This window comes from uncultured Salinicola sp. (genome assembly GCF_937921195.1).
GTDB lineage: Bacteria > Pseudomonadota > Gammaproteobacteria > Pseudomonadales > Halomonadaceae > Salinicola.
Genome location: NZ_CALFQK010000191.1, coordinates 1 through 22,064, shown reverse-complemented (window position 1 = coordinate 22,064; position 22,064 = coordinate 1). Strand labels below are relative to the sequence as shown.

Sequence of the window (22,064 nt, the reverse complement as noted above, 5' to 3'; positions counted from 1 at the left end):
GATCGTCGGCACAGGCATGAAAAGCGCTTTTCGCCGGATGGCCGGACGTCAGCCGTCCGCCGTCGCGGGGAAAAGGGCGCATGGAATGGAAAGGAGCCATTCGTTGGGTAAGGAAAGGAAGTATCTCTACGAGATTCAGGGCCTGAGAGCCGTCGCGGCGCTGATGGTCGCCGTCTATCACATCTGGATTCAGCGCGTCTCGGGCGGCGTCGATGTCTTCTTCGTGGTTGCCGCCTTCTTCGTCGTGGGATCACTGACACGTCGGGCGCCGCTGTCGTTGGCCGACGTGCTGGACTACTACGGCAAGACGCTGCGGCGGTTGCTGCCGGGCGCGGCGCTGGTGGTGTGCGCGACGATCCTGCTGTCGATGTGGTTGATGCCGGACTCGATGTGGCGCAACCAGATCAAGCATGGGATGGCGTCGATCCTGTTCCTGGAAAACTGGTCGCTGGCGTTGACCGCCACCGACTATCTCCAGCAGGGGGCGCCGCCATCGCCGTTCCAGCAGCTCTGGGCCCTGGCGGTCCAGGTGCAGTTCTATTTCGCGTTTCCGCTGCTGCTCTGGGCGGGATTGAAGTTCGATGCGCGCCGGGGGCGCCGGGACAATTCATCCTGCGTGCTGCTGTTGCTGGCGGTCACCGTGCTGTCGCTCTGCTACAGCATCTACATCACCGACAAGAACCAGTCCTGGGCCTATTTCGACACCTTCGCCCGGGCCTGGGAATTCGCCTTCGGCGGGTTGCTGGCGCTCGGTGTCTCGCGGGTCTCGCTGTCACCGCCCGCCGCAAAGGTGCTGGGCTGGGTCTCGCTGATCGTGTTGACGACCTTCGCCCTGTTTCTCGACGTTTCGACCCTGTTCCCCGGGGTGGTCGCCCTGGTGCCGGTGCTTGCCGCGGCGGGTATCGTCATCGCGGCGCGAAACCGGTGCGACATGCGGTTGCTGAACAATCGGTTCGTCGTCTGGTTCGGCGACATGTCGTTTTCGTTCTATCTCTGGCACTGGCCGCTGCTCTCGTTCTATCGCTACGCCACCGGGGAGTTCGATGTCGGCCTCCTCCCGGGGCTGGCGATCATCGGCGGTGCCGGGGTGCTCGCCTTCGTGACGACATGGGCCCTGGAGACGCCGGTGCGGCGTTCGCCACTGCTGTCTCGCCGGCGGGTTTATACCTATGGCGTCTGCGTGCTGTTGATGGCGTTTCCCTTGGCCTTGTTGGCGGTGTGGTACCAGGACTATCAAGGGCGTAGCGCGGCAGCCAGGTCGGAACTCGCGACGTTCCTGCGCGCGCCCGACGTTGCCGGCGACGATCTCCAGCCGTCGACCCTGATCGCCAGCCTGGATTTGCCCGCTTCCTCCTATGATGGCTGCCATCAGAACTATCTGCAGCCTGGGGTCCGGGAGTGCACCTACGGCGATTCGGACGCGGACTATACGGTCGTGCTCGCGGGCGGCTCCCATGCCCAGCATTGGCTGGCGGCGCTGAGGGTGGCGGCGGAGCGGGAGAAGTTCCGGTTGATCTCGATGACCAAGGGGGCCTGTATGCTATCGACCGACCCGCATGCCCGTTATCAGGTCAATCCTTCCTGTCTGGCGTGGAATCGCGAGGCGCTCGAGCGTCTCGGCGAGTTGAAACCCGATCTGGTGTTTACCACCGCGACTCGGGGGCAGGGGCCGGAGGAGCGCGTGCCGGAGGGATATCGTCAAGTCTGGCGGCGGTTGGCCGACTCAGGCATCGATGTGCTCGCGATACGCGACAACCCCTGGTACGGCTTCGACGTGCCCAAGTGCGTCGACCTCCAGGACGATCCGAGCGTGGCCTGTTCCATCCCCAGGCGTTCGGTGTTGAAGGCGCAGTCGCCCACCGACGAGGTCCAGCTGCCGAACGTCCAGTTCGCAGATCTGAGTGATCTGTTCTGCGACGACCAACGCTGCTCGCCGCTGCGGGACAACGTACTGGTCTACCGCGACGATCATCACATCACCAACACGTTCTCCTATCTGGCGGCGGATCGCATCATCGCGGCGCTGGATCGGGCAGAGTCGCGGTTCGACGATCCACCCCGGGGGCGCTGAGGCGTGAGACGCCGGCGGCAGGCCGCAAGCGCTTCCGCCGCTGCCAGTGGGCCGTCCTCATGGCCGATATCGACTGCGTGCGCCCACTCATCGACCCCACCACTTGCAGGAGAGTGCCTCATGCCGAGTCGACGTCAAGTACTGGTCGCGGGACTTGGCGGCCTGGCGATCATCGCCATCCCGTCCTGGGCCAGGGAAGCAGGCGGGCGATCATCCAGGCCATCGCCGATGTCGCCAGGCCCCGCAGGCCGGGGTCAGCAAACGCCTGCTCCGGGGGCCGTGCGTCTCCGTCAGGCGGACGCGCTCATCGTGCTGGGCTAGCCTGGCATGTCGAACGGAAGCGAGCGGACCGCGCCGTCGTGAAGCCGCTTGCAACCGTGGCGACGCGTTCCCCCCAAGTGCGGCTCAGCGCGAGCGGGTCGCCTTGAGACCGACGCGCAGCGCCCGGTAGCGTGCGACGCCATCGCCCTGGTCGGTCTCGGCGTCGACGGGGGAGAAGCTCAGGTCTCGGTTGTTCAGGGCTTCCAACTGGAGCGCCGCGCCACCGGCTCGCTGGTTGATATTCAGGATCTCGATCCGGCTCCCGGCGGTCACGAGGTTGCCGTGGAGCCGGAAGGCGTGCCCGGGCGCGCGGCCCGAGCGGCGGACATCGCCGATCAGGATCGAGGTGTCGACGCCGGGCACGTCGATTCGACACTCCATGATGTCGACGATGGTCACGCCCGCGTAGGCACGCCCCTGGGCCAGCAGTGGTATCACTCCCGACGGCTGTTCGACCGTCGACTGGATGATCCCGCCTTGCCAGCGGGCGTAACTTGAACTGTTGGGGCCGATGGCGACGAGGGCGTCGCCGTCCGCTGCCGGCTTGGTGAATGTGAACCGGTTGTCCTGCAGGTACTGTTCCCGCGCGTTGCTGTGCGCGCGCAGGTCCATCACGACGTCATGGTGACTGACGTTGCGGTAGGTGACGTTGACCCAGGAGTCGACCGCCACCAGGCCAAAGCCTTCCCCCTCGTAGACGAAAGAACCGGTGTCCAGCACGATGTCCTGCTCGAAATCCGGATCCTCGAATCCCGCGAGGCGCCTGAACAGCGTCTTTCCCAGACCCGGCTTGAAGCGTTGCGTCGCGTAGCGCTCGCGCAGTCGTGCCGCTTCGGCGGTCTGCAGCGCGTGGAAGTTCTTGATCACGTTGCCGCGGGTCGCATAGAAGACCGAGATGCCGAAATTGCCGGCATTGACCGAGTGGATGCCATCGAACAGGCAGTAGGTGCAGCCTTCGAAATCGAACGCCGTATCGCTGACGTCCCTGGCGCTGCAGCCGAAGATCTTGACGTTGTGGGCATTGTTGAAATAGATCGCGCCGTTGGACCGCGTGCAGTGGACGTCGCTGATATAGCCGTCGCGCAGGCGTCGCATCCAGCGTAGTTCGCCACCCTTGCCGGGCCGGGCCGATCCTCCCCAGCCGGAAACGTTGCAGTAGTCCATGCGCACGTGGGAGATGCTGAAGTCTCTGACGAAGTTGAGGCGCACGGCGACGGCCGCCTTGCCGTCGCCGGGGGTATAGCTGTACCGGTCGGTGCCGCCGGTGAGGTGGCTGATTCGAATGGCCTGGTTGAGATCGTCCGGCGTGTTCGGATCGAAACCCGCGAGGACGGCGTTGTCGGTCGTGGGATCGTCCTCGTGGGCGAGGGAATAGCGGCGGTTGAGCTCCAGTTCGTGGAAGAACTTGATGCCACCGCAGCGAACGTGATGGTTATCGTGGTAGTCGACGCCGCGCACGCAGACCATTGTGGCCGCGGCGCTGGCGAAGTCGCTGGCCTCGAAGGTCAGCCCCCGCAGCTCGATGTCGTGGCTGAAGCCGCGGTCGACATCGCCGGCAGGGCGCCCCTCGGCCCAGGCCTCCACGACGTGGGGTTCGCGCAGCCACAACAGGCCGTCGCGAAAAGAGGCACCGACGTATTCGCTGACGATGCGGCTGTTGGCGAGCGCCCCATCGCCGATGATGCGGGTGCCGGAGCAGAGCCGGATCCGCCGCTTGCCGACGTAGAGCCCCCGTTCTGCGGGCAGGCTGGGCAGGTACTTGGTGCGATAGGGGGTCTTGTCGAGGGTCTCCTGGAGCCAGGCCGATTCGTCCGTGCCGGAGCGCCGGTCGTCGCCGGCGCCGTAATCGGCGCGAAATCCCACCTTGAGCAGGTGGACGTCGTGACTGTCGTGGAGATACGCCGCGCCATCATCGGCCCATAGCGTGAAGTAGTGATAGTCGGGCTGGGCATCGGCAGCCAGCCAGGCTCGTTGGCCGGCTCGCGACGGGTCGTCCCATGCCACGCACCGTGTCAGTTCGACATTGACCTCGTCCGCCAGGTCGTGGTGGAAGCGGCGGCAGATGACCGCGCAACCGTCGGGTACGCGATCTGCGGGCCAGCGCCTGAGGGTATCGACCGACTCGACCACGAGCAGCCGTTGATCGAGCGCCTCGGTCAGAGACTGTCGGCCGGAGGCGGAGTGAACCTCGCCCTGATCGAAGAACTGCGTGCTCAGGCGTTGCTGGCTGCCGTCGCTACTGACCTCGATGCGATAGTGTCCGTTGGGTGCCGCGAACTGGATCTGGCCCTCGTCGCCAGCGGAGAAGGGATTGTCGAGCGGATCGCCGTCGGCGTTGCGGAGCGTGTTTACCGGATCGGCGCCCTCGAGGGAGTATACGGCGACCCGTGCATGGGGAATGACGCGACCGTCGCTTCCTTGCGCAAAGAAGGTTTTCAATTCCATATCGCTGTTCGCCTGAGCCTAATCCGTTAGTCGCATTATCCGGGCTCGACAGGGACGATGCCTTAGCGAAGCGTTGTTCTTTTGTAAGAGGGATGGGGCATCGAGTAAACACCCTGAGAGGTGCCGGGCGATGCGCCATGGGAGGCCGGTTCGGCCGCGTGGCTCAAAGTCCGAACAGATGGACGAGCGGAGGCAGCAGGAACGCGGTGATCAGCCCCGATAGTCCCATCGCCAGGCCGGAGAAGGCGCCGGCAACCGCGCCGATCGAGGCAAAGCAGTAGGCCGTGCCGAAGCCGTGGGCTGCCAGACCCATTGAGTATCCCTGAACGGTAGGGTCGGTAATCCGAGTCATGCGGAAGATCCAGGGGCCGACGATGCAGCCGACGACGCCGGTGATGAGGACGAGCCCCGCGGTCAGGGATGGGATGCCGCCCAGTTTCTCGGCAATGCCCATGGCGATCGGCGATGTCACCGATTTCGGCGCCAGCGAGAGTATCGTCTCGGTATTGGCACCCAGGGCCATGGCGATCCCCACGGCGGAGACAACCGCCGTGGCAACGCCGGAGATCGTACCGATGAGGATAGGCCAGAGCATTCGGCGCACCCGCTCCCGATGATCGTAGAGCGGAATGGCCAGGGCCACGGTGGCGGGCCCCAGCAGGAAATGCAGAAACTGGGCGCCCTGGAAATAGGTCGGATAGTCCGTGCCGGTCAGCAACAGAAAGCCGATCAGCAGCGCGATGGTGACGATGACGGGATGGAGCAGAGGCGTTCCTCCCGCCCAGCGGTTGATGACCGTGGCGACAATGAACGCCAGCAGCGTGGCGAACAGATGCAGCAGGGGGCTGGCGGAGAGATAGACCCAGATCTGCTCGAGCCGGAGATCGTTCATGCTTCTCTCTCCCCGGCCGCCCGGCCCTTTCGGGCGACGCGCTGAAGAATCTGGCTGGTCACGAGAATCGTCACCGAGGTCGAGACGAGCAATGTGGCGATCAGAATCCCTAGTTCCTGGCGAATCAGTCCGAAATGCTGGATCAAGCCGACCCCGGCAGGGACGAAAAGCAGCGTCAGGTACTTGAGCAGCCCTTCGCCCATGGTCCTCAGGCTGGCGGGGACGCTGCCGCGGATCAGCAGGCCGATCAGCAGAATCAGCATGCCGAGGACCGGCCCGGGCACGGGCAGGGACAGGGCCCGGCTGATGACTTCCCCCAGGAACTGGCAGCCGAGCAGTATGCACATACCGATAATCAACGACATGACGCCACCTTGTTAGACTTTGGTCTCGATGTCGGCAAATTGTACCCATGGCTCGCCGTGGAGACGAGGCTTGCGCTCACCGATGTCGTCGCCGCCGGGCGGGTGCCGAGACGGGCTTTCCGCCTCGCCTGCCGGTGTCGAAGAGGCTTTCGCAACCGATTGAAAAAAAAGCCTTAAGAAGCGCTTTTCATTTGTGGGACCGCAAGGTAGTATACGCAGCGTTTCGCAGGGACCGCCGCTGGTGGCCCGATCGAAATCGGAGCGTGGCGCAGCTTGGTAGCGCGCTGCAATGGGGTTGCAGAGGTCGCAGGTTCGAATCCTGTCGCTCCGACCAGATACGAGAGAAAGGCCGCCGGACACTGTCCGGCGGCCTTTTTTCGTTGCCTCGCCTTGCGTGAGGAGCCGGCATCGGAATGTGTCCCTGATGCCGGCTTCGGCTCGCGTCGGCTATGGCGCTCCCTACAACCAGAACAGCTCGATCAATCCCAGGCAGATCAGCGTCACCACCACGGTTCCCGCGATATTCAGGAAGAAGCCTGCGCGGATCATCGACTGGATCGACATTCGACCCGTGGCGAAAACGATGGCGTTGGGCGGCGTGGCTACCGGCATCATGAAAGCGCAGCTCGCCGCGATGGCGGCCGGCACGGTGATCAGCAGCGGATCGACCCCCAGCGATACCGCCAGGGCACCGAGCAGCGGCAGGAAGGCTGCGGCCGTTGCCGTGTTCGACGTCAGTTCGGTAAGGAAGATGATCACAAGCACGATCACGCCGATCAGGAGGAGCAGCGGCAAGTTGCCGAAGACGGTGAGTTGATTGGCGATCCAGTCTGCCAGGCCGGAACTGCTGATCGTGCTGGCCAGGGCGAGGCCCCCGCCGAACAGCAGCAGAATTCCCCATGGGAGATCCCGGGCGTCCTCCCACAGCAGTAGCGGACGATGCCGCTCACTGCCGCTCGGAATCAGGAACAGTCCGACGCCGGCCAGCAGTGCGACCGAAGTGTCCGAGAGCCATTCGACGCCCCAATCGTTGAGTAGCGGTCGCGTGACCCAGGCCAGGGCGGCGAGGAGAAAGACGACGCCGACGCGCTTTTCGGCCGGTTTCATCTCGCCGAGCTTGGCCAGTTCGTCGCCGATGACGTCGCCGTCGTCATTGTCGAGCTTGAGTTCGAACTTGCCACGGGTCAGCCACCACCAGGCCACGACCATCATGGCCAAGCTGACCGGAAGGCCAATCACCATCCATTGCGCGAATCCCAGTTCGATGTCCTGCTCGCTGGAAAGATAGCCCGCGAGTATGGCGTTGGGCGGCGTGCCGATCAGCGTCGCGACGCCGCCAATGCTGGCGGAGTAGGCGATGGCCAGCAGCAGGGCGGTGGCATAACGTTTCACTTCATCCGATTCCGCGTCGGCGAAAAGGGATATCACCGACATGCCGATGGGCAGCATCATGATCGCAGTCGCCGTATTGGAGACCCACATGCTGATGAACCCCGTGGCCAGCATGAATCCGGCAATCTGCTGCTTGGGTTTCTGGCCGACGACGTTCAGAATGCGCAACGCAATCCGGCGGTGGAGATTCCAGCGCTGCATGGCGATTCCCAGTAGAAAGCCGCCAAGGAACAAAAAGATCGTGGGGTTGGCGTAGCTGGCGGCCGTTCCCTTGAGATCGGCGATGCCGAGCGCGGGCGCCAGCGGGATGGGTAGCAGCGAGGTGGCTGGAATCGGAATGGCTTCGGTTGCCCACCAGGTCGCCAATAGCAGTGCCAAGCCCACGCAATGCCACGCTGCCGGTTCCATGCCGGCGGGGGCTGGCAGGATCTGTGTCGCGACGATCCAGACCGGGCCAAGAATGAGACCGACACGGGCCGCCGTCGAGGGCGCTTCGGATGCTGGTTCGGGTGCTGCCGTCATCGGATGAATTCCTTTTCGGGAGGCGGAGTAGTTCCATTCTACTTAAGATGTAGATAGCTCCGGGACTGCCTGGCCTTAGCCTTTGGTCTAACGACATGGGCGCGTGACAATGACTGCCGTTTCACCAACGACGATCGGGTACTCCGGATCGTCGATCGACTTCCCTTATCAGAAGAGCCGACCCATGAACCTACCGCTGCAATCCTTGATCGCTCCTCTCGTCGCCTTGTCACGGGAAGCCGGGGCCGCCATCGAGGCTGTCGGGCATGGCGCTCTCGATACCCAGCAGAAGGCGGATGACAGCCCGGTCACGGCCGCGGACCTGGCCGCTCACCAAGTGCTGGTCGAAGGGCTGTCGTCGATGGGTTCTCGCGACTGGCCTGTCCTGTCCGAGGAGTCGGCCTCCATTCCGTGGTCGGAGCGTCGGCAGTGGTCGACCTACTGGCTGGTCGATCCGCTGGATGGCACCAAGGAGTTCATTCGAGGTTCGGATCAATACACCGTCAATGTGGCCCTGATCGACCGAAATCTTCCCGTCCTGGGAGTGGTCGAGAAGCCCCGCACCGGCGAGGTATGGGTCGGGCAGCCGGCCCGGGGAGCCTGGTATCAGTCGCGTGACGGTGGGGTCTGGGAAGCGCTCAAGGTCCGCTCTCACGCTCCTTTGCGTGTCGTCGTCAGCCGGTTTCATCGAGGTGCGACCACTCGTCGTCTGCTCGAGTCGCTGGGCAATGTCGAGGTCGAGGAGCTGGGCAGTTCGCTCAAATGCTGCCGGGTGGCGGAGGGCCTGGCCGATCTCTATCCTAGGTTCGGCCCAACCAGCGAATGGGACACTGCTGCGGCGCAGGCTGTCCTGGAGGGTGCTGGCGGACATCTCGTCGACTGCGAATCCTGGAAAGCGCTGCGTTACAATACCGGCGACAGCTTGCTGAATCCCGCCTTCGTGGCCTGCGCTTCCCTGAGCGGCGCGTGGCGGGATGCCTGGACGGACTGATTCTCGACCCGGGTCGCCACGGCAGCGTCGTGGCGGCGGCGGCCCGGAAACCTCCATGGTAAACATCACCAGAAGGCGACTTTCACTCTTATGTCATTGTCTGTTGCGGTGGGGCTATCGCTCCTGGCCATCCTCGTCATCGTTGCGCTCTCCGTTTACGCCTTGCGACTTTGGCGTGAGGTCGAGCGCCGCAAAGCGTTTCGGCAGGACGAGGTGGCGCGCGCCAATCAAAATTGCATAGAGAGCCTGCACGCTCTGTCGCAGGCCATGCTCGAGCGCCAGGTAGACATGGTGGAGGGGGCGTTACGCTGTAAAGTGCTGCTCGATATCATCGACCATCGCTTGACGGAGCGGGATACCTGGAAGGTGTTTCGCGAGGTGCAGGCCGAGGCCGGGCATCTCCACACGCATCAGGCTCGCCGCGAGCTCTCGCCGAGAGAGCGCTATCGGGAGGATAGAGAGCGTGAGGCCATTGCAGTCAGGCACGAGCACAGTCTGCACCTGGCGGCGGAAGCACTACAGGCTTTCTGTCTCGAACGGACGGAGCAGGGGGATCCCCGCGTCGCACGCTGAGACCCGTGTCCGTCACGCGGTTTCGGCGCGAAGTGACCGAAGCGTGCAGCGCCTCCTTGATGCGAAAGGATAGGCATTAAAAAGCGAAGTTTTCGCTAATCCGCTTTGCCAATCTGGGAAATGATGCTAAAAAAGAACAGTGTTTCCCGACACGGGTTTGCATCTCGGGCTGGAATCGATAATGCTGTTACGGAGCTGCAAAGAAAAGGGACAATGGGAACATTGACCGCTGCTCAAGTCGACGCGAATGACGGTCGCCGAGAGATTTCTTTGTCGTTGGGGAAGGAACACCTTTCTCTTGACGAATTCGGCTTCTATACTCGAAGCCGCTGGGTAACGCCCGTTACGACTAGCGCTGTGTTAAGAAGGAGTCTTACATGAAAAAATCAACGACTGGCCTGCTACTGGGTTCCGCTCTGGTAGTCGGTCTCTCTGGTTGTGCCAGTTCCGGTATGGAATCCACTGGTAGCTCGTCAGACCAGGCTTGGTATCAGTCCCCGTTCGTCTGCGGCATCGCCGGCGGCCTGATCGGTGGCGGGATTGGCTACGCGACTAGCAGCGATTCCGACGAAGATACCGGCGCTGCGGTCGGTGGCGTTGCTGGCGCGACGGCCGGTGCGCTGCTTTGTGCCGACTACTCCTCCAACGTCATGGATAGCGATGGCGATGGAGTTCCGGACGACCGCGATCAGTGCCCGAACACGCCGGCTGGCGTAGCGGTCGATGCCGTTGGTTGCCCGCTCGACACCGACGGTGACGGCGTGCCGGACTACATGGACCAGTGCCCGGGAACCCCGGCTGGCGTTGAAGTCAATGCCCAGGGTTGCCCGCTGGATTCCGACGGTGACGGCGTGCCGGACTATCAGGACCAGTGCCCGGACACTCCGGCCGGTGCAGAAGTCAACTCGCTGGGTTGCCAGGAAGACCTCGTGCTGCGTGACGTCAACTTCGAGTTCGACTCGGCCCAGTTGACTTCCAATGCCGAAGCGATTCTGGATGGCATCTCCGAGAAGCTGATGACCAACGACCAGCTGCGCATTCGCCTTGAAGGCCACACCGACTCCGTCGGTCCTGCGGCCTACAACAAGGAGCTGTCACAGCGTCGTGCCGACTCTGTCAAGGCCTACTTGGTCGACAAGGGCTTCTCCGCCGATAACATCACCACTATCGGTTATGGTGAAGAGCAGCCGATCGCCAGCAACGATACCGCTGAAGGTCGTGCTCAGAACCGTCGCGTCGAACTGGGTGAGTGGGAATAAGCTTCTTCCCGACACGTTGTTGACGTGAATATGGGGGCGCCTTCGGGCGCCCTCATTGTTTGCAGGCTTCAAAAACCGCCTTCCGGGAAGCTCCCGGCTGCCGGCAGATGGTAAAGAGGCCTGTCCGCTGCTAGTCTACTTCTCCCCGTGACCGCCAGTCGGCGGTAAGAAGCCACGCTCCTCGCGCATCGGTTGGCTTGCCCGTATGCAAGTCCGTCGCGAGAGGGGTGTTCTGTTGATCGAGCGAGCTCATGTGGTCTTTGGTGTGGACCACCACTGAGCGTAAGGATGTTTTTGATGCCCATTGTGACGCTGCCCGACGGCAGTCAAAGAACTTTTGAAGAACCCGTAACCGTGATGCAGCTGGCCGAGTCCATCGGTCCGGGGCTGGCCAAGGCGTGCATCGCGGGCAAGATAGATGGCGTTGAAGTCGACGCCGCTGACGTCATCGACCATGACGCCGAGGTGGCGATTCTGACCGCCCGCGATGAAGAGGGGCTGGCGATCATTCGCCACTCGTGCGCCCATCTGCTGGGGCACGCGGTCAAGCAGTTGTATCCGGACGCCAAGATGGCTATCGGTCCGGTGATCGATGACGGCTTCTATTACGATATCGATTTCGCGGCATCGCTCTCTTCGGAGGATCTGGAGGCCATCGAGGCCCGGATGAAGTCGCTCATCGAGCAGGAGTACGATGTCGTCCGGGAGTATGTCGATCGCTCTGAAGCGCTGTCGGCCTTCGTGTCGAGAGACGAGCCCTACAAGCAGGAGATCGTCGAGGGTATCCCTGAAAACGAGACAATCCGTCTCTACCATCATCAGGAATATATCGACATGTGTCGCGGCCCCCACGTGCCGAACACCCGCCATCTCAAGGCGTTCAAGCTGACCAAGTTGGCAGGGGCCTACTGGCGTGGCGATGCATCGAAGCCCATGCTGACGAGGATCTACGGCACAGCCTGGGGCGACAAGAAGGCGCTGAAGGCCTATCTGACGCGCCTGGAGGAGGCGGAGAAGCGCGATCACCGCAAGCTGGCACGGCGCTTCGACTTCTTCCACATGCAGGAAGAAGCGCCAGGCATGGTCTTCTGGCACCCTCGTGGCTGGACGCTGTGGCAGGTCGTCGAGCAGTATATGCGCGGCGTCTACAAGCGCAGCGGGTATCAGGAAATCAAGTGCCCCCAGATCATGGACGTGTCGTTGTGGAAGAAGTCCGGTCACTGGGACAACTACGCCGACAACATGTTCTTCACCGAGTCGGAAAAGCGTGAATACGCGCTCAAGCCGATGAATTGCCCGGGACATGTCCAGGTCTTCAATTCAGGCTTGCGCAGCTATCGCGAGTTGCCGATTCGCTATGGCGAGTTCGGCGGTTGCCATCGGAACGAGCCTTCGGGTGCCTTACACGGTATCATGCGGGTTCGGGCATTCACCCAGGACGATGGGCACGTCTTCTGTACCGAGGGGCAGATCGAGCCCGAGGTGACGGCTTTCCATCGCCAGGCGCTCGAGGTCTACGGCGATTTCGGTTTCGAGGATATCGCCGTCAAGATCGCGCTGCGGCCCGACAAGCGTCTCGGCAGTGATGAAACCTGGGATCGTGCCGAGGATGCGCTCCGCGCGGCGCTGGGCAACTGCGACGTGGAGTGGCAGGAGTTGCCTGGCGAGGGGGCGTTCTACGGTCCGAAGATCGAATACCACATGAAGGACTGCCTGGGGCGTGAGTGGCAGGTCGGAACCATGCAGGTCGACTTCATGATGCCCAGTCGCCTGGGAGCGCAGTATGTCGCCGAAGATGGCTCGCGCCAGGTGCCAGTCATGCTGCACCGCGCCATCGTCGGTTCGATGGAGCGTTTTGTCGGTATTTTGATCGAACATTATGCCGGAGCCTTGCCTTTGTGGCTTTCGCCGGTGCAGGCTGTCGTGCTCAATATCACGGATGCTCAGCGTGATTATGCCGAAAACCTTGCCAAACGCTTGCGTGAAGCGGGTTTCCGCGTCGAGTCGGACTTGAGGAATGAGAAGATCGGCTTTAAAATCCGCGAGCATACGCTGCAGAAGATTCCTTATCTGCTGGTTGTCGGCGATAAGGAAGTCGAATCGGGTGCCGTTGCAGTGCGTACTCGGTCCGGTGAGGATCTGGGGTCGCTATCTGTCGATGCGCTGTTGGCGCAGCTTCAGCGAGACGACCGGCCGGACAGGCACTGAGCAGCAACGTTAATCGCCAAACGGAGATCTAACGATCAAGCGTAATAATCAGCGCGGGCGCCCTCAGGAAAAGCGCGCGCCCATCAATGACCGTATTCGTGCAGACGAAGTTCGCCTTATCGATGCCGAGGGCGAGCAGGTGGGAGTCGTTCCCATGCAGGAGGCGCTGGAACGCGCCGAGGAAGCCGGAATGGATCTCGTCCAGATTTCCAATGCCGATCCCATCGTCTGTAAAATCATGGACTACGGCAAGTTCCTCTTCGAGCAGAAGAAGCAGAAGTCTGCCCAGAAGAAGAAAACCAAACAGATCCAGGTCAAGGAAGTCAAATTCCGGCCTGGCACGGACGAGGGCGACTATCAGGTGAAGTTGAAAAACCTGATACGTTTCCTCGAAGGTGGCGACAAGGGCAAGGTCACGCTGCGTTTCCGGGGTCGTGAGATGGCACACCAGGACATCGGTCGTCGACTGATGGAAAGGATTGCCGCCGATCTGGAAGAGCTGGCGACCGTCGAGTCCTTCCCCAAGATGGAAGGCCGACAGATGATCATGATCCTTGCGCCCAAGAAGAAGTGATCCGCGGGCAAGTCGAACGGGGCGTGACGAGTACGATCTCTTCACGTCCGGCCTCGGGTTTTCTCAATAAAACGGAGTGGAGTTTTTCCCATGCCGAAAATCAAGAGCAACAGTGGCGCTGCCAAGCGCTTCAAGAAGACTGGTAACGGCTTCAAGCACAAGCAGTCTTTTCGTAGTCACATCCTGACCAAGAAGTCCACCAAGCGTAAGCGTCAGTTGCGTGGCATGAAGCAGGTACACGCTGCCGACAAGCAGCTCGTAACCCGCATGCTGCCCAACCTGTAACACTTGGTCGTCAGTCTTTAACGTCAGGAGAGTACTATGTCTCGCGTCAAGCGTGGTGTCGTCGCACGTCGTCGTCACAAGAAGATCATGAAGCAGGCCAAAGGCTATTACGGTGCGCGCTCGCGCGTCTTCCGCGTAGCCAAGCAGGCCGTCATCAAAGCCGGTCAGTACGCGTATCGCGACCGTCGCCAGCGCAAGCGTCAGTTCCGCGCTCTGTGGATCACGCGTATCAATGCGGCGGCTCGCATCAACGGCATGTCCTACAGTCGTTTCGTGGCGGGTCTGAAGAAAGCCGGCATCGAGATCGACCGCAAGGTGCTGGCTGATCTGGCAGTTCACGAGAAAGCGGCCTTTGCGGCGCTCGTCGAGAAAGCCAAAGCTGCATAAGCGGGTCATGTCTTGCCCTCGCGGGCAATACGTCGTATGACCGATCCAGGGGAAGGGCAGCTGCTCTTCCCCTGTTTTTTTATACCGTGTTGACGCGCTGTCCACCATTGGCGGCGCTATATGCCGAAAGATAAGCGGAGCTCGACGGATGGATCATCTTCCTGCCCTGGTCAACGAGGCGAGAGCGGCGATCGCCGCGGCCGAAGACGCCCAAGCCCTTGACCAGGTGCGCGTGCGTTTCCTGGGCAAGAAAGGCGAGATCACCGCTTTGCTGAAAGGGCTGGGTCGGCTCTCCGCCGAAGAGCGCCCGGCGGCGGGTGAGCGCATCAACGAAGCCAAGCAGGCCCTGCAGCAGGAGCTCGACCACCGCAAGCGGGTGATCGATGAGGCCGCCCTGGAGGCGCAACTCGCAGCCGAGCGCATCGATGTCACGCTGCCGGGGCGCGGCGAAGTCAGCGGTGGACTGCATCCCGTCACCAGAACGCTGGAGCGTATCGAGTCGCTGTTTCAGCACATCGGCTTCGAGGTCGCGGTCGGGCCGGAGATCGAGGACGATTTCCATAATTTCGAAGCGCTCAACATCCCGGCCCACCATCCGGCACGGGGCATGGCGGACACGTTCTATTTCGACGCGACACGTCTTCTGCGGACTCATACCTCGCCTGTCCAGGTGCGCACCATGCAGTCCCAGCAACCGCCGATCCGCATCGTCTGTCCCGGTCGTGTCTACCGTAGCGATTCCGATCTGACGCACACGCCGATGTTCCATCAGGTAGAAGGGCTGCTGGTCGACGAGGGGGTCAGCTTTGCCGATCTCAAGGGGACCATAGCCGACTTTCTGCACGCGTTCTTCGAACGGGATGATCTGGAAGTGCGGTTTCGGCCCTCCTACTTCCCCTTTACCGAGCCGTCTGCCGAAGTCGATATCCAGTGCGTGATGTGTCGGGGCGAGGGCTGCCGCGTCTGCTCCCAGAGCGGTTGGCTCGAGGTGATGGGGTGCGGCATGGTGCATCCGGCGGTATTCCGTCACTCGGGTGTCGATCCGGAACGCTATACCGGTTTTGCTTTCGGGATGGGGGCCGAGCGTCTGGCGATGCTGCGCTATGGCGTGAACGACCTTCGGTTGTTCTTCGATAACGACCTGCGTTTTTTGAGTCAGTTCAACTGAGTCCACCGCCCAGTCAAGGAGTGTCAAGATGAAGTTTTCCGAAGCGTGGCTGCGCGAGTGGGTATCACCGGCCCTGGAGACGCAGGCGTTGGCCGACGCGATCACCATGGCGGGGCTGGAGGTCGATGCCGTCGAGCCGGTCGCGGCAGCCTTCCACGGCGTGGTGGTGGCAACGGTGACCGCCAAGTCGCCGCACCCCGACGCGGACAAGCTCAATGTCTGTCAGGTCGACGATGGTTCGGGAGAGCCGGTGCAAGTGGTGTGCGGCGCCCCCAATGTGGATGTGGGCCAGCGGGTGCCGTTCGCGCGGGTTGGGGCCGTGCTGCCCGACGACTTCAAGATCAAGAGAGCCAAGCTGCGTGGGGTGGAGTCGTGCGGCATGATTTGCTCGGCCTCCGAGCTCGGATTGGAAGAGGGGCGTTCGGAGGGTATCTACGTTCTGCCGTCGGACGCACCCACCGGGCAGGATTTTCGTGCCTGGCTGGGCCTCGATGACCACACCATCGAGGTCGACCTGACGCCCAACCGCGGCGACTGCCTCAGCCTGCGCGGCATCGCGCGCGAGGTGGGTAGCGTCACCGGCGCCAAGGTCAGCGAGCCGACCGTCTCCACCGTCGTGGCACGTAACAACGCCCAGTTCCCGGTCAGCGTTCGCGATGGCGAAGGTTGCCCGCGCTATCTCGGACGGGTCATTCGCGATGTCGATGTCACGGCGAAGACCCCCTTGTGGATGCGCGAACGCCTTCGGCGCAGTGGCATCCGTAGCATCGACCCGGCGGTCGATGTGACCAATTACGTCATGCTAGAACTTGGCCAGCCCATGCATGCCTTCGATCTCGACTCGCTGGAGGGCGGGATCGAGGTCCGTCGCGCTGTCGCTGGCGAGCGCCTGACCTTGCTGGACGGGCAGGAGGTAGCGCTGGACGACGCGACGCTGGTGATTGCCGATCGCAATGGCCCGCTGGCGATCGCGGGGGTGATGGGCGGCGAGACCACGGGTGTCACGCCCCGGACACGCCATCTGTTCCTGGAGGCTGCCTTCTTTTCGCCCCTGGTCGTCGCCGGCAAGGCACGGGATTTCGGGCTTCACACCGACGCCTCGCACCGTTTCGAAAGGGGGGTGGACCCGGACATCACCCGCACCGCAATGGAGCGGGCGACCGAGTTGCTGCTCTCCATCGTCGGCGGCGCGCCCGGACCCATCACCGAGGTGAGAAATCCCGCCACGCTGCCGCATCGGGGCAGCGTCGAGCTGCGCCGTGACCGTCTGGCGTCATGCCTCGGCGTGCGCCTGGCGGACGAGGAGATTCAGCGCATCTTTCGCTCGCTGGGCATGACCAGTTCGGTATCGGGGCAGACCTGGCATGTGCAGGTGCCCAGCTGGCGCTTCGATGTCTCGATCGAGGAGGACCTGATCGAGGAGCTTGCGCGCATTCATGGTTACAACCGGCTGCCCGCCACGCGACCCGAGGCCCGCCTGAAACTGGCGGCCGACGACGAGGCGACCCAGCCACTGAGGCGCCTGCGCCGTCATATGGTGTCGAGAGGCTATCAGGAAGCCGTGACTTACAGCTTCGTGTCGCCCGAGCTTCAGTCTCTGATCGTGCCGGACGGCGTCTCTCCCGTGTTGGCGAATCCCATCTCCAGCGACATGTCCGTCATGCGCCACAGTCTGTTCCCGGGGCTGATCAAGGCGCTCACCCACAACCTCAACCGGCAGCAGCAGCGCGTCAGGCTATTCGAGGCCGGACTGGTGTTTCAGGGCCCGCTGGACGACCTGACCCAGACGCCGATGTTCGGCGGCCTGATCTGTGGGCCGCGCAGCGCGGAAGGTTGGTCCGTCAGTCGCGAAGGCGTCGATTTCTTCGATCTGAAAGGGGACCTCGAGAGCCTGATGGCGATGAGTGGATGCGCCGAAGAGTGGACATTCGTCTCGGCCTCGCACCCCGCTCTCCATCCGGGGCGCTCCGCCCGTCTCGAGCGGAACGGCAAACCGGTCGGTTGGCTGGGTGCGCTGCATCCGCAAGTGCGCTCGCAACTCGATATTAAGCCTGACATCTATCTGTTCGAGGTCGAGCAGGAGGCCCTGACGCGCGGTGTCATACCAAAGTTCAAGCCGCTGTCGCGATATCCGGAAGTCCGCAGGGATCTGGCTTTCCTGGTAGAGGAGAGCGTCGGCGTCGCACCGCTGGTCGAAACGATTCGTGCCCAGGCCGGGGAGTGGTTGACCCGATGGCAGCTATTCGACGTCTACCAGGGCGCCGGCGTTGAGGAGGGCACCAAGAGCATAGCCCTGGGCTTGACCTGGCAGCATCCTTCGCGCACTCTCAATGACGAGGAAATCAATCAGTTAATCGCAGACGTGGTGCAGGCGGCGCAAGCTCGCTTCGGTGCCAGGCTGCGGAGTTGATCTGTCATCCTGCGCGAAGGGAGCGATCATGGGAGCGCTGACGAAAGCTGAGCTTGCGGAGCATCTTCACACCGAACTTGGCTTCTCCAAGAGAGAAGCCAAGTACATGGTAGAGACGTTCTTCGAGGAAATTCGCGGATGTCTGCGCGAGAATGAACAGGTCAAGCTGTCCGGGTTCGGCAATTTCGACCTGAGAGACAAGCGGGAAAGACCCGGGCGCAATCCCAAGACCGGCGAGGAAATTCCCATCTCCGCACGGCGGGTCGTGACTTTTCGCCCCGGTCAGAAGCTCAAGGCCAGAGTCGAAAGCTTCGACGGTGAGTTGCAGGAAGAGTGAGTCACGAGAAGAGCAAGTCGCGAGAAGAGTAAGTCGCAGGAAGCCTAAACCACCGGGTTCGTCCTGGGTCGCCGCGATCGCCTGCCAGCAGCTTGCTGGCCGGCGATCGCGTTTTCATTTCCGGCGCGTGAGCCCCGCTGCCGGTGTGTGCTAAGCTCCCGCGCAAATCAACTGTCGACTGAGTGTTATGTCCAAGCTGAAGATTTTTGTCGGTACCGTTTACGGTGGTGCGCTCGATGTCGCCGAGCAGGTTTCACCGCTGTTCGAACAGGCTGGTTATGACGTCGCTATCGTCGAGCAGCCCTCGCTGGAAGCGCTGACCGACGACATGCCCGACCTGGCACTGTTCTGTATATCCACCACGGGCAGCGGTGACTTCCCAGGCGATTTCGTGCCATTCGTCCGTGAGCTGAAGACCCGATCGCCAAGTCTCGCGGCTCTGCGATACGGTCTGATCGCCCTGGGCGACAGCTCCTACGGCGACACCTTCTGCGGCTCCGGCCGGGCGCTCGACGAGATTCTGGCCGATCTGGGGGGGAAGCGGTTGGGAGAGCGTCTCGAGATCGATGCCATGGAGACGTTCATGGCGGATGACGCCGCGCTGCCGTGGGTGGAGGAGTGGCTGACATCGCAGGGGTTGAAGGGGTGACGGCGCAGGGACCGGCGGCGCCGCGGGCGCTGACCGCCACGCGCTGGAGCACGCTGCTCGGACTTTGGGTGGTGATGCTCGTCTCGCTGCCGCGCTACTGGTTTCTGCATGACACGACTCGACTGTCGCTGCTGGCGATCCTGGCTGCCGCGATCACCGTCGCGCTGATCGGGTTGTGGTATCTGATGGCGGCGGCCGAGCGTCACCGCTGCCGCGGGGCCGTGGGGCACCTGATCGTCTGTCTCGCCGTGGGTGGGTTGCTGATCGCGGCCTGGCACTGGACCAACGCGGCAGCCGGGCATTGGGCGGTGGTCGTCTCCCAGGGCGCGGCCCTGGGGTTGCTGATACATGTGGTGCTGCGTATCTGGCGGCGCCGACGCTAGCCCGGTCGAGTTCTGCCTGCTTTTCCTGTCTTGGATGGTTTGAAACCACCGCTGGGTTCGGCATGCAGTTCGACAGTCGTATCGGTGCATCGAGCAACGAAAAGGCGGGCCATTGACGGCCCGCCTTTTCGTTTCGATGCCCCTCTCCCGGCTCGACAGAGCGCTTGAAGAGCCCTGCTGGCGGGGCGTCGATTACGGCTTCACAAGCGTGGTCCCGTAAACGGCGCCGACAAGCCTAACCCAGGGTGTAGCACGGTACGTATTCGCTGCCGGGCAGCTTCATGCGGCCCTGGGCGACGAATGACGTCAGCAGCGAGTCCAGGCGAGCCATCAGCTCGGGCTCGGCATGCAGGCGGAAGGGGCCGCGCGCGGCAATGGCGCGAACCCCCGGCTCCTTGACATTGCCGGCGACGATGCCCGAGAACGCCCGGCGCAGATTGGCGGCGAGGTGGTGGTTCGGCTGATCGTGATGCAGGGCCAGCGCGGCCATGGCTTCGTGAGTCGGCTCGAAAGGCTGCTGGAACCCGCGTTCGATATTGAGCCGCCAGTTGAAGTAGAAGGCGTCGTTCTGCTCGCGCCGAAATTCCGCGACCTCCTGGATGCCGTCACGCATCAGGCGGGAGACGGTGATCGGGTCGTCCACGACGATGCGATAGTGGCGACGGACCTGCTCTCCCAGGGTGTAGCACAGGAACTCGTCGATACGCTGGAAGTAGTCCCGGGCACTCTCCGGGCCGGTGAAAATGACCGGAAAGGGAATGTCGCGGTTGTCGGGGTGCATCAGGATCCCCAGCAGGTAGAGAATCTCTTCCGCTGTTCCCACGCCACCGGGGAACACCACGATGCCGTGCCCGATGCGGACGAACGCTTCCAGACGTTTCTCGATGTCCGGCATGATCACCAGTTCGTTGACGATCGGGTTGGGAGACTCGGCGGCGATGATGCCGGGTTCGGAGATCCCCAGATACCGGCTGCCATGGCGGCGCTGTTTGGCGTGGGCCAGATTGGCGCCCTTCATGGGCCCTTTCATGGCGCCAGGGCCGCAGCCGGTGCAGATGTCCAGGCCGCGCAGCCCCATGTGATAACCCACGCCCTTGGTATAGTCGTACTCCTCGCGGGTGATCGAATGTCCTCCCCAGCAGACCACCATGCTCGGCTCCTGCGCCGTACGCAGGGTGCTGGCATTGCGCAGGATGTGGAATACGGCGTTGGTGGCGCCCTCGTTGGTCTCCAGGTCGAACTTGGGATTGTTCTGGATTTCGTTGTAGACGTAGACGATGTCACGCAGCACGGCGGATAGCTGCTCGCGCACGCCGCGAATCATGCGGCCATCGACGAACGCGCAAGCCGGCGCATTGGAGAGCTTGAGCCGGATGCCGCGATCCTGCTGCAGGACCTCGATGTCGAAGTCCTTGTAGGCCTCCATCACCGCCAGGCCATCGTCGGTGGGCGTGTCACAATTCAATATGGCCAGTGCGCAGCGGCGCACGAGATCGTGAAGGCCGCTGGTGGAGGTGTCCCTGAGTCGATTGACTTCGGATTGAGAGAGCACCTCGAGACTGCCCTCGGGGGAGACGATGGTCGATAGCGTCTCAGGCATGGACGGCATCCTCGTGCAAATAGGTTCGGTGATTCAATGTTCGGCTCTTGCGGCGGCGGTTTGCCAGAGTCCTGCGATCTGTTCGCGATCGGCTTCGCTCATGTTGTCCTGAGCGAAGGTGCTCTCCAGCCACTGCCAATAGGTGGCGTCGAAGTCTTCCGCTTCGACGTCGGCTGGATCGTACTCGGCCATCTCCTGCACCAGGCCGATCTGGGGAATCATGTAGCCGAGCGCGAAAAGCTCGCTGTCATCGGCGCTCTGTTCCATCGCGAGTAGCGTTTGTTGCACGGCCTTGGCGCGCTGCGCAAAGGGATCAGACATAGTGTTCTTCAATCCTGAGTGAGAGCCCGCCAATGCTAACATAGGCGCTGGCGCCTATCGCAGTGGGGCGGGCCAGGGCGGGCCGGTTCCATCGTGGTGTCGTTGGGGTTCGGCGGGGTATCGCGACCTGAAATCGAGGGGGAGGACGAGAGCCGGTTCGGGCCGTTCCCGGGTGTGGCGGTGCGCCCGGGTGTGGCAGTGCGAGTCCGGCCATAAATTGCTATGATTGGAGAGTCCACAGGCGACAACGAGGCGTTATCGACCTTGGCAGACTCAGGCCATCGAATCGAAGCGCTTTAACTGCGTACAGCGTGAGTGATCCGCGTTTCCATGTTCAACGCCCAGTATTTTCGCACCTACATGATGCTCGTCGAGACGGGCAGCTTCACTCAGACCGCGGGCAAGCTGGACATGACCCAGCCGGGCGTCAGCCAGCATGTGCGCAAGCTCGAGGAGTATCTCGGTCGCTCGCTGCTCAATCGACATGGCCGCCGCTTCTCGTTGACCGACGCCGGGCGCCGGGCCTACGACTACGCGGTGAAGCTCTTCGCCGAGCATGAGCATTTCCGTCATTCACTGGATGACGACTCGCCGGACAGCGGCGAATGCCGCATTGCCTCGCCCGGTAGCGTCGGACTGATGTTCTATCCTTTCCTGCTGGGATATCAGCAGATGCACCCAGGGCTGACGGTCAACTACAGCTTCGCGTTCAACCACGAGATCGCGCAGGATGTGGTCGCGGGGCGTTACGACGTCGGCATCGTGACCGAGGTCAGCAAGCATCCCGACCTGAGTTACGAGGCGTGGCACCAGGAGCCCCTGTGCCTGGTGGTGCCGGCCGACTTCGTCATCACCGAAGTCACCTTCGGCAAGACCGAAGAGCGCGTGGTGGCCGCCGAGCGCCAGGCCTC

At 62.6% G+C, this 22,064-nt stretch carries 20 protein-coding genes and 1 tRNA gene; 15 read left to right on the top strand and 6 right to left on the bottom strand.

Going from position 1 to position 22,064, the window contains the following annotated elements:
* The first annotated feature begins 103 nt into the window (after positions 1-103).
* Positions 104-2,071 (top strand): acyltransferase family protein, encoded by a 1,968-nt coding sequence (locus tag Q0602_RS22600; RefSeq protein WP_298848235.1) that lies wholly within the window; start codon positions 104-106, stop codon positions 2,069-2,071.
* Between the two features lie 405 nt (positions 2,072-2,476).
* On the opposite strand, the gene Q0602_RS22595 is transcribed toward Q0602_RS22600, so the two are convergent.
* From Q0602_RS22595 to Q0602_RS22585, 3 genes are all read right to left on the bottom strand, one after another.
* The gene (locus Q0602_RS22595) at positions 2,477-4,837 is read right to left on the bottom strand and encodes a right-handed parallel beta-helix repeat-containing protein (RefSeq protein ID WP_298848234.1); all 2,361 of its coding nucleotides are present in this window, start codon (positions 4,835-4,837) and stop codon (positions 2,477-2,479) included.
* A gap of 163 nt (positions 4,838-5,000) precedes the next feature.
* Positions 5,001-5,729, bottom strand: coding sequence for an LrgB family protein (locus Q0602_RS22590; RefSeq protein ID WP_298848232.1), 729 nt, complete (start codon positions 5,727-5,729; stop codon positions 5,001-5,003).
* On the bottom strand, positions 5,726-6,094 hold the full coding sequence (locus tag Q0602_RS22585) for a CidA/LrgA family protein (protein WP_298848229.1): 369 nt from the start codon (positions 6,092-6,094) through the stop codon (positions 5,726-5,728). The genes Q0602_RS22590 and Q0602_RS22585 overlap by 4 nt, the downstream gene beginning before the upstream one ends.
* Positions 6,095-6,351: 257 nt before the next feature.
* Here Q0602_RS22585 and Q0602_RS22580 point away from each other — a divergent pair.
* Positions 6,352-6,428 (top strand) — tRNA-Pro (locus tag Q0602_RS22580).
* 125 nt (positions 6,429-6,553) lie between these two features.
* Here the strand turns inward: Q0602_RS22580 and Q0602_RS22575 are convergent.
* Positions 6,554-8,008, bottom strand: a complete 1,455-nt coding sequence (locus Q0602_RS22575; RefSeq protein ID WP_298848227.1) for a DASS family sodium-coupled anion symporter — start codon at positions 8,006-8,008, stop codon at positions 6,554-6,556.
* A 184-nt stretch (positions 8,009-8,192) separates the two neighbouring features.
* On the opposite strand from Q0602_RS22575, the gene cysQ reads away from it, so the two are divergent.
* The 12 genes from cysQ (at position 8,193) to Q0602_RS22515 (ending at position 19,232) form a co-directional block, all read left to right on the top strand.
* Entirely contained in the window at positions 8,193-8,999 is an 807-nt protein-coding gene (cysQ, locus tag Q0602_RS22570) for a 3'(2'),5'-bisphosphate nucleotidase CysQ (RefSeq protein WP_298848225.1), read from the top strand.
* 90 nt (positions 9,000-9,089) lie between these two features.
* Positions 9,090-9,572 carry a DUF2489 domain-containing protein gene (locus tag Q0602_RS22565; RefSeq protein ID WP_298848223.1) on the top strand — a complete coding sequence of 161 codons (483 nt, stop codon included), beginning with the start codon at positions 9,090-9,092 and terminating at the stop codon, positions 9,570-9,572.
* 377 nt (positions 9,573-9,949) lie between these two features.
* The gene (locus Q0602_RS22560; RefSeq protein WP_295040476.1) at positions 9,950-10,831 is read left to right on the top strand and encodes an OmpA family protein; all 882 of its coding nucleotides are present in this window, start codon (positions 9,950-9,952) and stop codon (positions 10,829-10,831) included.
* 297 nt (positions 10,832-11,128) lie between these two features.
* Positions 11,129-13,039 carry a threonine--tRNA ligase gene (thrS, locus tag Q0602_RS22555; protein WP_298848221.1) on the top strand — a complete coding sequence of 637 codons (1,911 nt, stop codon included), beginning with the start codon at positions 11,129-11,131 and terminating at the stop codon, positions 13,037-13,039.
* Positions 13,040-13,073: 34 nt separating this feature from the next.
* On the top strand, positions 13,074-13,613 hold the full coding sequence (gene infC / locus Q0602_RS22550; protein WP_295040483.1) for a translation initiation factor IF-3: 540 nt from the start codon (positions 13,074-13,076) through the stop codon (positions 13,611-13,613).
* A 90-nt stretch (positions 13,614-13,703) separates the two neighbouring features.
* Positions 13,704-13,898 carry a 50S ribosomal protein L35 gene (gene rpmI / locus Q0602_RS22545; protein WP_071230088.1) on the top strand — a complete coding sequence of 65 codons (195 nt, stop codon included), beginning with the start codon at positions 13,704-13,706 and terminating at the stop codon, positions 13,896-13,898.
* Between the two features lie 36 nt (positions 13,899-13,934).
* Entirely contained in the window at positions 13,935-14,285 is a 351-nt protein-coding gene (gene rplT / locus Q0602_RS22540) for a 50S ribosomal protein L20 (protein ID WP_149434914.1), read from the top strand.
* Between the two features lie 148 nt (positions 14,286-14,433).
* Positions 14,434-15,453, top strand: coding sequence for a phenylalanine--tRNA ligase subunit alpha (pheS, locus tag Q0602_RS22535; RefSeq protein ID WP_298848220.1), 1,020 nt, complete (start codon positions 14,434-14,436; stop codon positions 15,451-15,453).
* Between the two features lie 28 nt (positions 15,454-15,481).
* Positions 15,482-17,863 carry a phenylalanine--tRNA ligase subunit beta gene (gene pheT, locus Q0602_RS22530; RefSeq protein WP_298848218.1) on the top strand — a complete coding sequence of 794 codons (2,382 nt, stop codon included), beginning with the start codon at positions 15,482-15,484 and terminating at the stop codon, positions 17,861-17,863.
* 28 nt (positions 17,864-17,891) lie between these two features.
* A complete protein-coding gene (gene ihfA / locus Q0602_RS22525) occupies positions 17,892-18,200 on the top strand; it encodes an integration host factor subunit alpha (protein ID WP_110599554.1) in 309 nt (102 codons plus the stop codon).
* A gap of 187 nt (positions 18,201-18,387) precedes the next feature.
* Positions 18,388-18,849: a flavodoxin domain-containing protein gene (locus Q0602_RS22520; RefSeq protein ID WP_298848215.1), complete on the top strand. Its 462-nt coding sequence runs from the start codon at positions 18,388-18,390 to the stop codon at positions 18,847-18,849.
* Complete coding sequence (locus Q0602_RS22515; RefSeq protein ID WP_298848213.1) at positions 18,846-19,232, top strand: hypothetical protein; 387 nt, start codon at positions 18,846-18,848, stop codon at positions 19,230-19,232. The genes Q0602_RS22520 and Q0602_RS22515 overlap by 4 nt, the downstream gene beginning before the upstream one ends.
* 235 nt (positions 19,233-19,467) lie before the next feature.
* On the opposite strand, the gene ppnN is transcribed toward Q0602_RS22515, so the two are convergent.
* A complete protein-coding gene (ppnN, locus tag Q0602_RS22510) occupies positions 19,468-20,832 on the bottom strand; it encodes a nucleotide 5'-monophosphate nucleosidase PpnN (RefSeq protein WP_298848211.1) in 1,365 nt (454 codons plus the stop codon).
* Positions 20,833-20,865: 33 nt separating this feature from the next.
* Positions 20,866-21,153, bottom strand: a complete 288-nt coding sequence (locus Q0602_RS22505) for a YfcL family protein (RefSeq protein WP_187775944.1) — start codon at positions 21,151-21,153, stop codon at positions 20,866-20,868.
* 330 nt (positions 21,154-21,483) lie between these two features.
* On the opposite strand from Q0602_RS22505, the gene Q0602_RS22500 reads away from it, so the two are divergent.
* A partial coding sequence (locus Q0602_RS22500; protein ID WP_298848207.1) for a LysR family transcriptional regulator occupies positions 21,484-22,064 on the top strand: 581 nt, incomplete at its 3' end.

Excerpts from the sequence above, each read along its gene's own strand:
- Q0602_RS22595 (WP_298848234.1), bottom strand. The coding sequence starts at position 4,837 with ATGGAATTGAAAACCTTCTTTGCGCAAGGAAGCGACGGTCGCGTCATT.
- Q0602_RS22590 (WP_298848232.1), bottom strand. The coding sequence starts at position 5,729 with ATGAACGATCTCCGGCTCGAGCAGATCTGGGTCTATCTCTCCGCCAGC.
- Q0602_RS22585 (WP_298848229.1), bottom strand. The coding sequence starts at position 6,094 with ATGTCGTTGATTATCGGTATGTGCATACTGCTCGGCTGCCAGTTCCTG.
- Q0602_RS22575 (WP_298848227.1), bottom strand. The coding sequence starts at position 8,008 with ATGACGGCAGCACCCGAACCAGCATCCGAAGCGCCCTCGACGGCGGCC.
- cysQ (WP_298848225.1), top strand. The coding sequence starts at position 8,193 with ATGAACCTACCGCTGCAATCCTTGATCGCTCCTCTCGTCGCCTTGTCA.
- Q0602_RS22565 (WP_298848223.1), top strand. The coding sequence starts at position 9,090 with ATGTCATTGTCTGTTGCGGTGGGGCTATCGCTCCTGGCCATCCTCGTC.
- Q0602_RS22560 (WP_295040476.1), top strand. The coding sequence starts at position 9,950 with ATGAAAAAATCAACGACTGGCCTGCTACTGGGTTCCGCTCTGGTAGTC.
- thrS (WP_298848221.1), top strand. The coding sequence starts at position 11,129 with ATGCCCATTGTGACGCTGCCCGACGGCAGTCAAAGAACTTTTGAAGAA.
- rpmI (WP_071230088.1), top strand. The coding sequence starts at position 13,704 with ATGCCGAAAATCAAGAGCAACAGTGGCGCTGCCAAGCGCTTCAAGAAG.
- rplT (WP_149434914.1), top strand. The coding sequence starts at position 13,935 with ATGTCTCGCGTCAAGCGTGGTGTCGTCGCACGTCGTCGTCACAAGAAG.
- pheS (WP_298848220.1), top strand. The coding sequence starts at position 14,434 with ATGGATCATCTTCCTGCCCTGGTCAACGAGGCGAGAGCGGCGATCGCC.
- pheT (WP_298848218.1), top strand. The coding sequence starts at position 15,482 with ATGAAGTTTTCCGAAGCGTGGCTGCGCGAGTGGGTATCACCGGCCCTG.
- ihfA (WP_110599554.1), top strand. The coding sequence starts at position 17,892 with ATGGGAGCGCTGACGAAAGCTGAGCTTGCGGAGCATCTTCACACCGAA.
- Q0602_RS22520 (WP_298848215.1), top strand. The coding sequence starts at position 18,388 with ATGTCCAAGCTGAAGATTTTTGTCGGTACCGTTTACGGTGGTGCGCTC.
- ppnN (WP_298848211.1), bottom strand. The coding sequence starts at position 20,832 with ATGCCTGAGACGCTATCGACCATCGTCTCCCCCGAGGGCAGTCTCGAG.
- Q0602_RS22505 (WP_187775944.1), bottom strand. The coding sequence starts at position 21,153 with ATGTCTGATCCCTTTGCGCAGCGCGCCAAGGCCGTGCAACAAACGCTA.